14 protein-coding genes are annotated in these 15003 nt (G+C 33.0%); 6 read left to right on the top strand and 8 right to left on the bottom strand.

The annotated features are described in order from the left end of the window. The first annotated feature begins 97 nt into the window (after positions 1 to 97). Entirely contained in the window at positions 98 to 1012 is a 915-nt protein-coding gene (locus tag Q4Q40_RS17090; RefSeq protein WP_303303153.1) for a patatin-like phospholipase family protein, read from the top strand. Positions 1013 to 1110: 98 nt separating this feature from the next. Here the strand turns inward: Q4Q40_RS17090 and Q4Q40_RS17085 are convergent, their stop codons facing one another. From Q4Q40_RS17085 to Q4Q40_RS17075, 3 genes are read right to left on the bottom strand one after another with little or no spacing between them, the layout of a single operon-like run. Next, the gene (locus tag Q4Q40_RS17085; protein ID WP_303303152.1) at positions 1111 to 1632 is read right to left on the bottom strand and encodes a DUF7935 family protein; all 522 of its coding nucleotides are present in this window, start codon (positions 1630 to 1632) and stop codon (positions 1111 to 1113) included. A gap of 6 nt (positions 1633 to 1638) precedes the next feature. Next, on the bottom strand, positions 1639 to 3213 hold the full coding sequence (locus tag Q4Q40_RS17080; protein ID WP_303303151.1) for an FMN-binding glutamate synthase family protein: 1575 nt from the start codon (positions 3211 to 3213) through the stop codon (positions 1639 to 1641). 1 nt (position 3214) lies between these two features. Next, on the bottom strand, positions 3215 to 4486 hold the full coding sequence (locus Q4Q40_RS17075; RefSeq protein WP_303303149.1) for an amidohydrolase: 1272 nt from the start codon (positions 4484 to 4486) through the stop codon (positions 3215 to 3217). A 133-nt stretch (positions 4487 to 4619) separates the two neighbouring features. On the opposite strand from Q4Q40_RS17075, the gene Q4Q40_RS17070 reads away from it, so the two are divergent. Next, the gene (locus Q4Q40_RS17070; protein WP_303303148.1) at positions 4620 to 6953 is read left to right on the top strand and encodes an ATP-dependent helicase; all 2334 of its coding nucleotides are present in this window, start codon (positions 4620 to 4622) and stop codon (positions 6951 to 6953) included. A 389-nt stretch (positions 6954 to 7342) separates the two neighbouring features. Next, complete coding sequence (locus tag Q4Q40_RS17065; RefSeq protein ID WP_303303147.1) at positions 7343 to 7999, top strand: hypothetical protein; 657 nt, start codon at positions 7343 to 7345, stop codon at positions 7997 to 7999. Here the strand turns inward: Q4Q40_RS17065 and Q4Q40_RS17060 are convergent. After that, on the bottom strand, positions 7996 to 8859 hold the full coding sequence (locus tag Q4Q40_RS17060) for an alpha/beta hydrolase (protein WP_303303146.1): 864 nt from the start codon (positions 8857 to 8859) through the stop codon (positions 7996 to 7998). The two genes, Q4Q40_RS17065 and Q4Q40_RS17060, sit on opposite strands and share 4 nt — an antisense overlap. Positions 8860 to 8906: 47 nt before the next feature. Between Q4Q40_RS17060 and Q4Q40_RS17055 the strand changes: the two genes are divergently transcribed. Beyond that, entirely contained in the window at positions 8907 to 9527 is a 621-nt protein-coding gene (locus tag Q4Q40_RS17055) for an L-threonylcarbamoyladenylate synthase (protein ID WP_303303145.1), read from the top strand. Between the two features lie 102 nt (positions 9528 to 9629). Here Q4Q40_RS17055 and Q4Q40_RS17050 read toward each other — a convergent pair whose 3' ends face one another. The 4 genes from Q4Q40_RS17050 to Q4Q40_RS17035 all read right to left on the bottom strand — a co-directional run bounded on the left by Q4Q40_RS17050 (position 9630) and on the right by Q4Q40_RS17035 (position 13188). Then, positions 9630 to 10613 (bottom strand): phosphotransferase, encoded by a 984-nt coding sequence (locus Q4Q40_RS17050; RefSeq protein ID WP_303303144.1) that lies wholly within the window; start codon positions 10611 to 10613, stop codon positions 9630 to 9632. A gap of 104 nt (positions 10614 to 10717) precedes the next feature. Next, positions 10718 to 11560, bottom strand: a complete 843-nt coding sequence (locus Q4Q40_RS17045) for an OmpA/MotB family protein (protein ID WP_303303143.1) — start codon at positions 11558 to 11560, stop codon at positions 10718 to 10720. 102 nt (positions 11561 to 11662) lie between these two features. Further along, positions 11663 to 12652 (bottom strand): glycosyltransferase family 2 protein, encoded by a 990-nt coding sequence (locus Q4Q40_RS17040; protein WP_303303142.1) that lies wholly within the window; start codon positions 12650 to 12652, stop codon positions 11663 to 11665. Positions 12653 to 12732: 80 nt separating this feature from the next. Beyond that, positions 12733 to 13188: a type I restriction enzyme HsdR N-terminal domain-containing protein gene (locus Q4Q40_RS17035; RefSeq protein WP_303303141.1), complete on the bottom strand. Its 456-nt coding sequence runs from the start codon at positions 13186 to 13188 to the stop codon at positions 12733 to 12735. A gap of 128 nt (positions 13189 to 13316) precedes the next feature. On the opposite strand from Q4Q40_RS17035, the gene holA reads away from it, so the two are divergent. Both holA and Q4Q40_RS17025 read left to right on the top strand, forming a co-directional pair. Further along, positions 13317 to 14324, top strand: a complete 1008-nt coding sequence (holA, locus tag Q4Q40_RS17030; RefSeq protein WP_303303139.1) for a DNA polymerase III subunit delta — start codon at positions 13317 to 13319, stop codon at positions 14322 to 14324. Between the two features lie 7 nt (positions 14325 to 14331). After that, on the top strand, positions 14332 to 14997 hold the full coding sequence (locus Q4Q40_RS17025) for a uracil-DNA glycosylase (protein WP_303303138.1): 666 nt from the start codon (positions 14332 to 14334) through the stop codon (positions 14995 to 14997). The last annotated feature ends 6 nt before the right edge of the window (positions 14998 to 15003 follow it).

Genomic DNA, 15003 nt, shown 5'->3' with positions numbered 1-15003 from the left:
TACAGGGCATCACATTAGCAATTATTTTAATATTTAATAATATATTAAACGATTGATTATAGCTTCTTGTCTATATTTACGATTAGAAAAATAAATTATGAAAGCATTAGTAATTTCAGGAGGAGGTAGTAAAGGTGCGTATGCAGGTGGTGTAGCGCAGTATTTAATACAAGAAGAAGGGAGGGATTACGATATGTATTTAGGAACTTCTACAGGAAGTTTGTTAGTGCCACATTTGGCAGCTGGTGAAATAGATAAGATCAAAAAGGTCTTTACGAATGTGAACCAGAGTAATATTTTTAGCGTAAATCCTTTTGTGATGCGTAAAAAAGGAAAACGAGAATTTGTATCAATCGATTTTATAAATACGGCTTGGCAATTCATTAAAATGAAACGAACCTTTGGTGAGAGTAAAGCATTAAAGGGGTATCTTAAAAAGCATTTTACTAAAGATGAATATAACTTAATTAAAGACACTAAGGATGATGTTGTGGTAACGGTTTCGAACCTGTCTAAAAATAGAGTCGAGTATAAGTCTATAAAAGATTTTAGTTATGATGAGTTTTGCGATTGGATATGGATTTCTTGTAATTATATTCCGTTTATGTCTTTAGTTAAAAGAAATGGTTTTGAGTATGCCGATGGCGGTTTAGGATGCGTTGTACCTATTAGAGAAGCTATATTAAGAGGAGCCACCGAAGTTGATGCGGTCGTTTTAGAGTCAGAAAATATGGAGTATAATAAAGTATTGGGTAAAAATCCATTTTCACTAATGATTAATTTGTTTAGTCACCTGTTAGATCAAGTGGAACGTAGTGATATTACTATTGGGAAATTAGCAGCAAAAAATAAAAATGTAAAGCTTAATTTATATTATACGCCTTCTAAGCTTATTGAAAATTCATTGATTTTTAATAAAAAACTAATGACGTCATGGTGGCAACAGGGGTATGATTATGCTAAAGAGAAATGTAACGAAGCCCGTTCAAACGAGTTGCGTATTGATGGTTGAAAAAACGTGTCTGATGTTTTTGAAACTGTTATTCTTTCCTTTTAAGTTACCACTTAAAATAAACTTTAGCGGTAACTTTAAAAAGGATTTTCTTTTTTTTACCACAAACCAGACACTTCTTCTTTAATAAAAGAAAGTGCTGCATCACTAGGTGAACGTCGTTCCATCATTTCGGTTAAAATAACTTCTCTCAGCTTATTTGCTGTATCTGTTTTTTCAAGCAAATTAGCTTTTCTAATAAGTTGAATCGTAGCATTTTTGGCTGTAGTAATTATGCTCCAGCACTTATCGCTAATATATATTTGCTGTGATAAATTATGTTCGAATTCTTGTTCAATGCTATGTATAAGTAAAGACTCGTAATCTTCTTTATTTGAGGACAATGGAGTCGTTCTAATTAATAATTTAGATGGTGTGATGCGTTCTAAAAATAAAGCCATTCTTTCATAGGCTTGTAAGCGTAAAGGCATGGCGGTTACTTGTAAATCTTTTTTTAATAAAAATCGCCTACGACCATCTTCATTTTTGGTATGTTCTTTAAAAAAATAATAGGCAATAAGACCTGTTATTAATGATGGGATAGTGAATAAAAATAAATCTAAAATTCTTTGTGAATCCATAGTAAATTAGTCGGTTTGGGTTTTGTTATAATTTCCACCCAAATATAGACAATCTTTTAAATTTTGCATACTAATAAATGGTACAGGTGTTTTTTTATACATAAAGGTTCTGTCTAATTCCTTTGAAAGGTTATAATCATCAACATTAATTTCGATATCATTCATTTTAAACTGACAGGGGTGTTCATACCCTGCGGCATGTGTAATCTCTACTAATTCTTTTTTAAAAGTCTTAAAGTATTGTGCTAACCGTTCCGATTTTAAAGTTGGATCGATACCATTTTGTAACCATTTACTTTGTGTTGCTACACCACTTGGACATCTATTTGTATGACATACTTGTGCTTGAATACAACCAATACTCATCATCGCTTCACGTGCTACATTAATACAATCTATTCCCATGGCAAATGCCATAGCGGCTTTGGCAGGAAATCCTAGTTTTCCGCTACCAATAAAAACGATACGTTCAGATAGCCCTTTGTATTTAAAAAGTTTATATAGATTCCCAAATCCATAAACCCAGGGGAGCGATACATGATCTGCAAAACTTGGAGGTGCTGCACCAGTACCACCTTCGCCACCATCAACAGTAATAAAATCGGGCCCTTTTCCTGTTTTTAACATAATATCTGCAAGTTCTTCCCATTGTTCTAGTTTACCAATAGCAGCTTTAATACCTACAGGCAATCCTGTAGCTTCAGCAATTCTTTCTATAAAATCTACCATTTCTGGGACATTAGAGAATGCTTTGTGATTAGGAGGTGATAGGACATCTTTCCCAGCTTCAACGCCACGAATGGTTGCGATTTCCTTAGTGATTTTAGCACCTGGTAATACACCACCCTTGCCTGGTTTTGCGCCTTGGGATAGCTTTACTTCAATAGCTCTAATAAAAGGGTTTTCCTTAACTAGTTGCTTCATTTTTTCCATAGAGAACCCGCCATCTTCTGCGCGAACACCGAAATAACCCGTACCAAAATGAAAGACCACATCGCCTCCGTGACTGTGATAAGGAGATAAGCCGCCTTCACCCGTATTATGATATGCATCAGCTATTTTTATACCTTTATTTAACGATTCTACCGCTTTTGCAGAAAGTGAACCAAAACTCATCGCAGATACATTAATAACAGATGCTGGACGAAAAGGTTTTTTGCGCTTATTAAACGCACCAATAACTTTAGCACAGGGCAAGAAGGTTTTGTCTATAGTATTCGGATGGTCCTTACCAATTTGAAATGGCATCATAGCATTATTAATAAACATGTGTTGATGCTCATAAATATCTCTATCGGTTCCAAAACCTTCGTAATTATTTTCTTTTTTTGCCGACGCATAAATCCAACCACGTTCTATACGGTTAAAGGGTAGTTCTTCTCTATTATTAGCTACAAAGTATTGACGCATTTCTGGTCCAATGCTTTCTAACCAATAGCGTAAATGTCCAATTACAGGGAAGTTATGGCTAATAGTATGACTTTTTTGAAAAAAGACATCACGTATAGCTACTAGGGTTAAACCGATTAAAACCCAGCCCCACCAGGGGATATTTGATAAAAAATCCATGACGTTATTCATACTAATTATTTAAAAAATCAAAAGTTATTTGAGTTAATGTTTTTACACCTAGAAGCATGCCGCTATCATCTATTTTAAAGTCAGGAGTATGATGCGGAAAAGCTTTGGTGTTTCCAGGTGTCATACCTCCTAAAAAAAAGAAGAAACCAGGTATTAACTCTTGGTAATATGAAAAATCTTCACCTCCTGTAGTTGCTTTTCTTAGTCGTACATTTTTAACACCAGCAACTTTTTGTAAACTAGGTAACATTTTGTCTACCAGATCAAAATCATTATAAGTAATCGCTGTATTGTTTTGAAATTCTATAGTAGCCGTCCCTCCATATGCCTTTGCAATAGCACTGGTCATTTCGGTCATTCTACGTTCTATATGAGACTTCATTGCAGGATCTAAAGTTCTTACTGTACCAATAAGTTCTGCTGTTTCGGGAATAATATTAAAACGTGTACCAGCCGTAATTTTTCCAACAGTAATAACGGCTGCTTCATCTACTAATTTGGACTCTCTACTAATTATGGTTTGTAAGCCATCAATAATTTTAGCAGAGATTAAAATAGGATCTACGCCTTGCCAAGGTCTGCCTCCATGCGTTTGTTTCCCCTTAACATTAATAACAAAACGCTCTACAGAAGCCATGATGCCTCCTTTTTTATAGTAGATTGTTCCAACTTCGTAATTAGAACGAATATGTAATCCAAATATAGCATCTACCTTAGGGTTTTCTAAAACACCTTCTTTGATCATAAGTTTTGCGCCACCTTCTTCTCCTGGCGGTGGACCTTCTTCGGCAGGTTGAAAAATAAACTTAACCGTACCTTTGATGTTCTTTTTGTTTTTGGACAGGATTTCGGCAACGCCCATTAATATGGCTGTATGCGTATCATGTCCACATGCATGCATAACACCTGTTTCTGTATTTAAAAATGTGGTGGTTACTTCAGACTTAAAAGGTAAATCATTGCGCTCGGTAACAGGTAAGGCATCCATATCTGCACGTAGCGCAATTACTTTTCCAGGTTGTTTTCCTTTTAAAATACCAACAACCCCTGTATGGGCAATACCAGTTTGAACTTCAATACCTAATGATTTTAAATGTTTAGCAATTTTTTTTGCTGTTTTAAACTCTCTGTTTGACAACTCTGGGTTTTGATGAAAATGATGCCTCCATTCAATAACTTTACTTTCAATGTCTATGTATTGTTGCTCTAAACCATTTTGCCCATGGGTAATGGATATTCCAAAGAAAATAAATATTAAAAAAAAGTATCTCATAATGTTATTAAAATTTTGAAGCTTAAAGATATTCAAAAAGAAGATGCAAGCTATAATTGTTTATAATTATTAATAATTCCCTTTAATTAAAAGCATAACAATGGTTATTTTCACGTCATAAAATTTTTATGGTTTGGAAAAGTATTTAAGTCAGTTAAATGAAGCGCAATTAGAACCCACAATTCAGATTGATGGCCCTATGATTGTTATTGCAGGTGCGGGTTCTGGAAAAACACGGGTGCTTACGTATCGTATTGCTTATATGATGAGTAAAGGGATTGACTCTTTTAATATTTTGTCATTAACCTTTACAAATAAGGCCGCTCGCGAAATGAAAGAGCGTATTGCTACTATTGTTGGAACTACTGAAGCCAAGAATTTATGGATGGGTACTTTTCACTCGGTATTTGCCAAAATTTTGAGAATAGAAGCCGATAAGATAGGGTATCCTAGCAATTTTACTATATATGATACTCAAGATTCTGATCGATTGATCGCATCTATTATTAAGGAATTGAATCTTGATAAAGATATTTATAAGTATAAGCAAGTACGTTCTAGAATTTCGTCGTATAAAAATAGTTTAATTACGGTGCGTGCTTATTTTCAAAATCCAGAACTTAAAGAAGCAGATGCTATGGCAAGGCGTCCTAGAATGGGCGATATCTATAAAGAATATGTAGAGCGTTGTTTTAAAGCTGGAGCTATGGATTTTGATGATTTGTTATTAAAAACCAATGAATTACTAACACGATTTCCAGAGGTTTTAGCAAAATATCAAAACCGTTTTAGATATATTTTGGTTGATGAGTATCAAGATACGAATCATTCACAATACTTAATAGTAAGGGCATTGTCTGATAAATTTCAAAATATTTGTGTGGTAGGTGACGATGCACAAAGTATTTATGCGTTCCGTGGAGCTAATATTAATAATATTTTGAATTTTCAGAAGGATTATGATGATGTGAAATTATTTAGATTAGAGCAAAATTACCGTTCTACAAAGAATATTGTTAACGCAGCGAATTCTATTATTGATAAAAATGAAACAAAACTTGATAAGGTTGTTTGGACCGCAAATGATGAAGGGCCTAAAGTAAAAGTAAACCGCTCGTTGACGGATAGTGACGAGGGACGTTATGTTGCGAGTACTATTTTAGATAATAAGATGCAAAATCAGTTAAATAATAGTGATTTTGCAATTTTATACAGAACCAATGCGCAATCACGTTCTATTGAAGATGCCTTACGGAAACGCGGTATTCCATATAGAATTTATGGTGGTTTATCGTTTTATCAACGTAAAGAGATCAAAGACACACTATCTTATTTGAGATTGATTATTAATCCTGCTGATGAGGAGGCCTTAAAACGTGTGATCAATTTTCCACCTCGTGGTATTGGTCAGACCACTATTGACAAATTAATCGTTTCTGCAAATGGTTATAATCGAACCATTTTTGAGGTTATGAAAAATATCGATAAGACCGATGTTAAAATTAATTCAGGAACAAAAACCAAACTTCAGAATTTTGTAACCTTGATAGAAAGTTTTCAAGTGATAAATCAAACCGCAGATGTGTTTGAATTAGCAGAGCATGTTACAAAAACAAGTGGTCTTATAAAAGAATTTAATAAGGACGGAACGCCAGAGGGGGTTACCCGAATGGAGAATGTTGAAGAGCTCTTAAATGGTATGAAAGATTTTGTGGAAGGACAGAAAGAGATTGCCGATACAACAGGGTCTTTGGCTGAATTCCTCGAAGATGTTGCTTTATCTACCGATTTAGATGCAGACAAGGGCGATGCGGACCATGTGGCATTAATGACGATCCATTTAGCTAAAGGTTTAGAGTTTCCGTATGTATACATCGTTGGTTTGGAAGAAGATTTGTTTCCTAGTGCCATGAGTATGAATACACGTAGCGAACTAGAGGAGGAGCGACGCTTATTTTATGTGGCATTAACACGTGCCGAAAAACAAGCATATTTAACGTACGCACTATCAAGATATCGTTGGGGTAAATTAGTTGATTCTGAACCGAGTCGTTTTATAGAAGAAATTGACGAGCAATATTTAGAAATTTTAACGCCTATTGAAGAACGTCGCTTTAACCCTATGTTAGATGCCGATATTTTTGGTGATGCTCCCCCTAATAAGATTAGATATAAGCCAGCCAAACAAGTTGTGTTAAAAAAAGGAAGCACAGCAAAGAAAGCTCCTGAAAAATTCCAAGTAACGGCACCTAAAAACCTAAAAAAAGTAGCAGATACAGGAGGGAATACTAATTTATTTGATAGTAAATTAGTTGTTGGGAATGTTGTTAAGCATATTCGTTTTGGAACAGGAGAAGTTATGAAAATTGAAGGTACTGGAGCAGATGTTAAAGCTGAGATTAACTTTCAGCATGGTGGGGTGAAAAAACTACTATTACGTTTTGCTAAGTTGGAGGTTGTAGGTTAATCTAACGTTAACTATTATATGATATAATAATGCTTCTTTGTATTTAATCTAAAGCACTCCTATTCCTCGATGCTCTGCGTCTGGGTTTCTGATGTCACTTCTCCTTTGGAAAGGTCAGAACTGCCTTTTTTGGCAGTTCTGGGAGAGGAAAAATACAGAATTTTGGTTTTTGACCTTTTTAGGTCAAAACCTTGTGGGCAACTTGATTGGGTATGAAACCAGTAAAATACCTCTATGGCTCTACCTCCTTTATTTAGCATTTTTAAATACTTAATATTAATAGGTTATGATTATTTATGGTAAAATTTGAAGTTAAACCGAAAGTTTTTATTCAATTAAGCATCTAAACATAAAAATCAAATAGATAATCTAATAAAAACATTTATATCATGAGAACACTTCTATTATTAATCTGCACGTTAAGTTTTAGCATAACGTATTCTCAACCACCTGGCGGTGGTGGTGGACAACGAGGCTCGAGAGGCGGTCAAATGCAAGAAAGACCTCAAAGAGAAGTAGAAGAATTTGATGCTTCAAAAATGGCAGGTATTTTTGCCTATGATGACGCTACTGTTATTAAAAAATTAAAACTTAAAAAGAAAAATGAAGAATTAATTCTTAATGTTAGAAAAGCAATAGCAAATTATAATAGAAAAGTTCAAGAAATTGGATTATTAAATAAAGATAATTTCGATACTTTAAATGTACATATGAATGCTATTATGAAAGCTTCAATGGCTAGTCGTGGTCAAGATAGAGGTAATCAACGTATAGGGGATAGCAATGATGGAGAAAGTGACATAATGAGTAAAGCTAGAGCATTAGCAAAAGAAAAAATCAAACCAGCCAGAGAAGCTGTAAAAAAGGAAGCTCAAAAGTTGAATAAAACTTTAGAAGCGATATTAAATGAAAAGCAATATGTAAGATGGGCGAAATATGAGGAAGCCGTTAAAGAAGCTTTGAAGCCCAAACAAGCATCAAACCAGACTAATCAAATGAGATCTGGCGGACAAGGAGGTCCTCCTAATGGCGGTGGAAGGCGCTAATTTAAGTATATCTCAATAAAAGCTTTAAGTTTTGTCCAGGTATCTATTAGCTCAAGTCCTACCCACCCATGACCAGCATCTGGATATAGTGTAAACTCATGGGGTACTTCTAAACTTACTAGCTTATCACGCATATCTGTTCCTTGAGTCGTTGGTACTAAAGGATCTTGTCCGCCATAGAATAAAATGGTGGGAGGCGACAAATTGGTTACACGATGCAAGGGGCTGACTTCTTCTAAGTACGATGTTTCTGGGTTTATACTATATAAATCCAGTAATTCTTGTAAATCTGGATTTGTATTATTTAAATATGCTGGATCTGTAAAATTAGTTGGCCCAACTATACTACAAACCATATTTGTATTATCATCATCAAAAGCATAGCTCCATAATAATGATAAATGAGCACCAGCACTCGTACCAATAAAACCAATATTTTCAGAAATGGTATATTTTACTTTATTACTTTTTAAGTAGTTAATAATAGAAGTAATATCTTCAATTTGCATGGGATATGGCTTATTATTAGTATCGGCTAATCTATAATTAATATTTGCTATGGCTAAGTTTGGGAAGTCTTGTTGTAACAAATCCTTGATAAGATTCATGTCTTCTTTATCACCAGAAGACCATCCGCCGCCGTGTACTAATATCATTATTTTAGTGTCTAAGTTTCGGTTTGCAGGCAGGTATAAATCGAATTTTTGATTGCTATCGTTTCCGTATGAAATGTTTAAAGCTTCATAGTATTTTTTTGAATCTAAATTATTAACATCTTCTTCTTCAGTACTTCCATTAGAGCAATTAAAGAGCGTTATTGTAAAAATTAAACTTAAGAAACTCAATTTTAGATTTTTCATAACGAAAATAATATTTACTTTGTAAACGATATTACAAGATAATTATTATGGCTGATTTTTTTAGAATATATGAAGAAAACCCCAATCCTAAGGAGATTGAAAAGGTTGTAGCTATTCTTAAACGTGGTGGAATTATTATATATCCAACAGATACAGTTTATGGTTTAGGCTGTGATATTACTAATATTAAGGCTTTAGAACGTATCGCCAAAATAAAAGGAATAAAACTCGAAAAGGCTAACTTTTCATTTATATGTCATGATTTAAGTAATTTAAGTGATTATGTTAAACAAATAGATACCTCAATTTTTAAGATTTTAAAAAGAGCGCTTCCTGGCCCTTATACCTTTATTCTTCCAGGATCAAAATCCTTACCTAATCCGTTTAAAAAAAGAAAAACAGTTGGTATTCGTGTACCAGAGAATAATATTGCTTTAGAAATAGTTAAACTTCTTGGTAATCCCATTATATCGACTTCTATACATGATGATGATGAGGTTATTGAATATACTACAGACCCAGAGCTTATTTTAGAAAAATGGGAGAATTTAGTTGATTTAGTCATTGATGGGGGTTATGGAGATAATGAAGCATCTACTGTTATTGATTTGTCTGAAGACGAACCTATTATCCTTAGAGAAGGTAAGGGGAGCTTGGAAATCTTTTAACTGAGGTTGAGGTGTAAATAATGGTTTATTAGCCCATGTTTATTGCGTATGGCGAAACTCAATTTTTAGCAGAATCTAAGTTAATACCTTTTAGTTTACTGTTTAAACAGGCTTGTTTTCTTCTTCATTGTTATATTCAATCCAAGACTTCAATTTCCCAACAACCATTTTTAGATAATTTTCAGATAGAAATATATTCGACCAATCAAACCTTTGTGCTTGCACCCCGAGATAGAAAACAAAAACGGCTAATCCTGCTTTTGGGATTAATTTCAAGTCTTTGTTTGATAGTTGCTTGACGCTTTGGTAACCATCTAAAAAACTTTGTGCTTTTAATTCATAGTCTCTTTTGTCGGTTTCTATATGGAATAATTGTTTGCAGAAGTATCCAATATCTAATATCTGCCATCCGTTTCCACAAAAGTCAAAATCGAATATTGTTATTTTCTTTTTATTTGCTACAGCCATATTATCATACCAAATGTCCATATGTACGATGCCGTTATGAGTATTTTCGAAGTCGGGTTCTTGAAAAGATTTACCCACTTCTTTAATAAATTTCATTTCAGGCAATGTTTCGGAAAAGAATTGTTTTAAATGCTCGTACGGTAATTCTAAAAGCGAATGTTTGTTATAAGATACCCTATCAATAGATTTGTTTAAAGTCAGTTTGTGGATTTTTGCCATAAGTGAGCCGATAGAGAAACAAGTTTCTTTATCCATAAATCTAATTTTTGACCCTTTGGCAAACGAAAAAAGCACGACATGTCTAATACCTTCTGGAGCATTTATTTCTTGTATAAAATTGCCGTTTTTATCTTGAATTGGGAAAGACACACTTAAGTTATTCTCTTTTAGCAAATTCAAAAGTGCTATCTCTTCAAGAATTTCGGATTTTGATCTCCAATTATGACTGTAAACTCTTAAGGCATATTTTGTTTTATTGTCGGAAAGAAAATATGTATGATTCATTCCCGTCCTAAATAATTCACAATTAAAATTGGCATTCAATTGGTATTTGTCTTTTATAAATTCTCCTAATTCTTTTGCAGATAGGGTGGAAGTTGTAACAGGGAAAACAGTCATTTTTTTAATTTTGGTTAAGAGAGTTTGGAACAGCCTTTTTGATAAGATCATAAAAAAAGCCCAACTTTATAGTTGGGCTTTCTTAAATATATTTTAAAACTGAATTAGTTTCCTCCAGCTTCTAAGTTTTTCATTTCTTTTTCAATCATGTCGTAGAACTGATCGATTTTAGGAAGTACAACAATACGTGTACGTCTGTTTTTTGATTTGTTTTCTGCAGTATCATTATCAACTAACGGTACATAAGAACTACGACCAGCAGCTATTAAACGACCAGGGTTTACATCTAAAGTTTCTAATACTCTAATGATAGATGTAGAACGTTTTACACTTAAATCCCAGTTATCAATTAAAGGAGATTTGCTGTAAGGAACGTTATCTGTATGACCTTCTACCATACATTCGAAATCTGGTTTGCTATTTACTACTTTAGCTACTTTTGCAAGTACATCTTTAGCTTTACTAGTTACATTATAGCTACCGCTTTTAAATAATAATTTATCAGCAATAGAAATAAATACAACACCTTTTTCTACATTAACTTCAATATCTGGATCGTTAATACCAACTTCACGTTTAAAGCTTGTAACTAAAGCTAAAGTAACACTGTCTTTTTTAGTGATAGCATCTTGTAAACGAGTAATTTTTAGATCTTTTTCTTTAATGCTTTCTAAAGTCTTCTCTATGTTACTAGCTCCTTTAGCAGATAAAACCTGTAAATTGTCATTGTTTTTGCGTAAATCTGCTATTTGTTCTTCTAAAGCAGTGACCCTTGCGGTTGCAGATGCTTTGTCTGTTACACAAGAATTTAATTTTACAGTTGTAGAGTTAAGTAAATCCTCTGTTTCCTTTTGTTTTGTTTCTAATTCTGTAAATTGTTTTTTAGAAACGCAAGAGCTTAATAAAAGCGTTGTAGATAATAAACTAACTAATAGTACTTTTTTCATAATGTAATATGTGGGTTAAATTTCCTTATAATTTTAATTAGACAAAAATATGTAAAAAACACTTAATTTTTATAATGTTAACAAAACTTTTATTAACTATAATTATAAGCTTCTGTAAATGTTCTTTTTATTTACGAAATAATCCAGTACTATAGACGTTTTCTGGTAGTATTTTATTTTATTTTTTGTGGATTTTCGTTGTTTTAACAAGTTAATCAAGCTATTATAAAAACTAAAATGTGCTTTAATAATAGCCATAGTATGCTTTGGTTTAAAATCTATTAGAAACTTTATTCCTGCAATACCGTCTAAAATTAATCGAACTGTTATTAAAAAGAATAATATGCCTTTTGCATTTTTAGTTAATGTAAACAAGCTATTTCTAAAATTTAGATATGTTTTTTTAGGATTAACATTATTTAGTGTGGCACCTCCTACATGATAAACCTCAGATGTTCCAACATACTTTATATGATACCCAAAATTCTTTGCACGCCAACACAAATCTATTTCTTCCATATGTGCAAAAAAAGACTCATCTAGTCCATTAAGTTGTTGAAATACTTCTTTTCTAATAAAAAAACATGCCCCCGAAGCCCAAAATATTTCGGTAGTGTCGTTATATTGATTTTTGTCTTTTTCTATGGTATCAAAAATACGACCTCTGCAATAAGGGTAGCCGTATTTATCTATAAAGCCACCAGCAGCACCAGCATATTCAAAATAATCTTTCTTTTTATAATCTAATAATTTAGGTTGAATTATGGCGGTATTCTCTTCTTTTTTAAAGACTTCGATAATAGGGGCTAACCAGTTTTTGGTAACTTCTACATCGCTATTTAGTAAACAAAAAACATCGGCTTCTATATGTTTTAGAGCATCATTATATCCTTTCGCATACCCACCGTTTTCTTTATTTTGGATTATTTTTATAGATGGGTAAGTCGTTTTTACAAAAGAAACAGAATCATCGGTCGAGGCATTATCTGCCACATACACAATCGCTTCTTCCGAATGTTCGATTATTGAAGGTAAAAATTGTTCTAAAAGCTTTTTTCCATTCCAATTTAATATAACAACGGCTATTTTCAAGTTTAAAATTTATAGTTTAAAAGTTTATTTTATTTTGAACACTGAACACTGAACACTGAACACTGAACACTGAACACCAATCACCGCACCTCTTTAATAAAGCTAGGGATTTCTTTTAAAAAATTATAGCGTTCCTTTTCAAAATCCATTTGGCAATAATAGTGATTTAACCCATTAGTAACCATTAAATATGTAGCATTTAATTCTAAATTATAACGTGCTATTTGATCGAATGTGTCTTGATTAATAACAATTTTAGGTGCTTTGCATTCTACAATTAAATGAATACTCCCATTAGGATTATATATTACAATATCATATCGTTTTTTTAAAGAGTTAACAATGAGTTCTTTTTCAACATTAATTAAAGATATAGGATATCCTTTGTTATGTATTAAATATTGAACACAGTGTTGGCGTACCCATTCTTCAGGTTGTAAAATCACAAATTTTTTACGAATACAATCGAAAATAGAAATTTTATTTTCGCTATTTTTGAATCGAAACGAAAACTTTGGAAAATTGAGTGTTTGCATTAATGCGTACTGATTTTTTTCAAAGTTAAGCTACAAAACCAGAAATCACAATATTCAAGTACTAAATCCAGATAAACAGCTGTTTTTATTTGGAATTTAGAGCTTAGAATTTGAAAATTTAAGATAGTTTGGACGAAGTCAAACAATTAGTTACCGATATAAAGAACAAACAATTAAAACCCATTTACTTTTTAATGGGAGAGGAATCTTATTATATTGATAAGATATCCGATTTTATTGAAAGTACTGTTTTAGCAGAAGAAGAGCGTGGTTTTAATCAAATGGTTTTATATGGTCGGGATGTATCGATAGAGGATATTGTTGGTAATGCAAAACGGTATCCTATGATGGCTGAATATCAGGTGGTTATTGTTAAGGAAGCACAAGATTTATCGCGTACTATTGAGAAGCTAGCCTCCTATGCAGAAAATCCACAACCTACCACTGTATTAGTCGTTAATTACAAGTATAAAAAGATCGACAAACGGAAATCACTATATAAAACTCTTAAAAAAACAGGAATTGTTTACGAAAGTAAAAAACTATACGAAAACCAGGTAGCAGACTGGATTCGTCGTGTTTTGGCTTCTAAAAACTATACAATATCTCCCAAAGCAGCACAAATGCTTGTTGAATTTTTGGGAACGGATTTGAGTAAAATAAATAATGAGTTAGAAAAGCTTCAAATTATTTTACCAAAAGGAACTCAAATTTCACCAGATCATATAGAAGAAAATATAGGAATTAGTAAGGACTATAATAATTTTGAATTACGTAAGGCTATTGGTGAAAGAAATACGATGAAAGCCTATCGAATTGTTCATTATTTTGCTGAAAATCCAAAAGACAATCCTATGGTAGTCACGGTATCTCTATTGTTTAATTTCTTTTCACAATTGCTTCATTTTCATGGATTAAGTGATAAATCTCCACGAAATGTAGCATCTGCTTTAAAAGTCAATCCTTATTTTGTAAAAGAATACATTGAAGCTGCAAGACAGTATCCTATGCGAAAAGTAAGTTCGGTAGTTTCTACATTGCGACAGTTTGATGTAAAAAGCAAAGGAGTAGGCGCTAGTTCTGTTCCTCAAGGGGATTTGTTAAAAGAATTATTAGTAAAAATATTATCCAATTAAAATTAAGATGAACGTAGATATTCACGAAAGCTGGAAACCTTATTTAGAAAAAGAGTTTAGTAAGCCTTATTTTAAAAATTTAGTGGATTTTGTTAAAGCAGAATATAAATCTCAAACGTGTTTCCCGCCAGGAAGTCAAATATTTAATGCCTTTAATCATTGTCATTTTAATGATGTGAAGGTTGTAATTATAGGTCAAGATCCTTACCATGGAGTGGGACAAGCAAATGGCCTGTGTTTTTCTGTAAATAAAGGGATTAGTCACCCGCCTTCGCTAATTAATATATTTAAAGAGGTAGAAACAGATTTAGGAATTCCATATCCAGAAAGCGGTAATCTGATGCGTTGGGCAGACCAAGGTGTACTATTGTTGAATGCAACATTAACTGTGAGGGCTCACCAGGCTGGTAGTCATCAAAAAAGAGGATGGGAGACCTTTACAGATGCGACTATAAAAACGATAAGTGACACTAAAGAAAATATAGTGTTTTTACTTTGGGGCGGTTATGCAAAACAAAAAGTGAAATTAATAAATGCAGATAAGCATAAAATATTGACTTCGGGGCATCCTTCTCCTTTAAGCGCTAACAGAGGCTATTGGTTTAATAACAAACATTTTAGTAAAACTAACTCCCTGTTGGAGCAAGTCTCTCAGACTCCCGTTGAATGGTAAGCACCA

Source organism: Flavivirga jejuensis (assembly GCF_030540765.1).
GTDB classification, from domain to species: Bacteria; Bacteroidota; Bacteroidia; order Flavobacteriales; family Flavobacteriaceae; genus Flavivirga; species Flavivirga jejuensis.
Note: the sequence above shows the minus strand (reverse complement) of the source record. Positions and strands in the feature narration are given on the sequence as shown.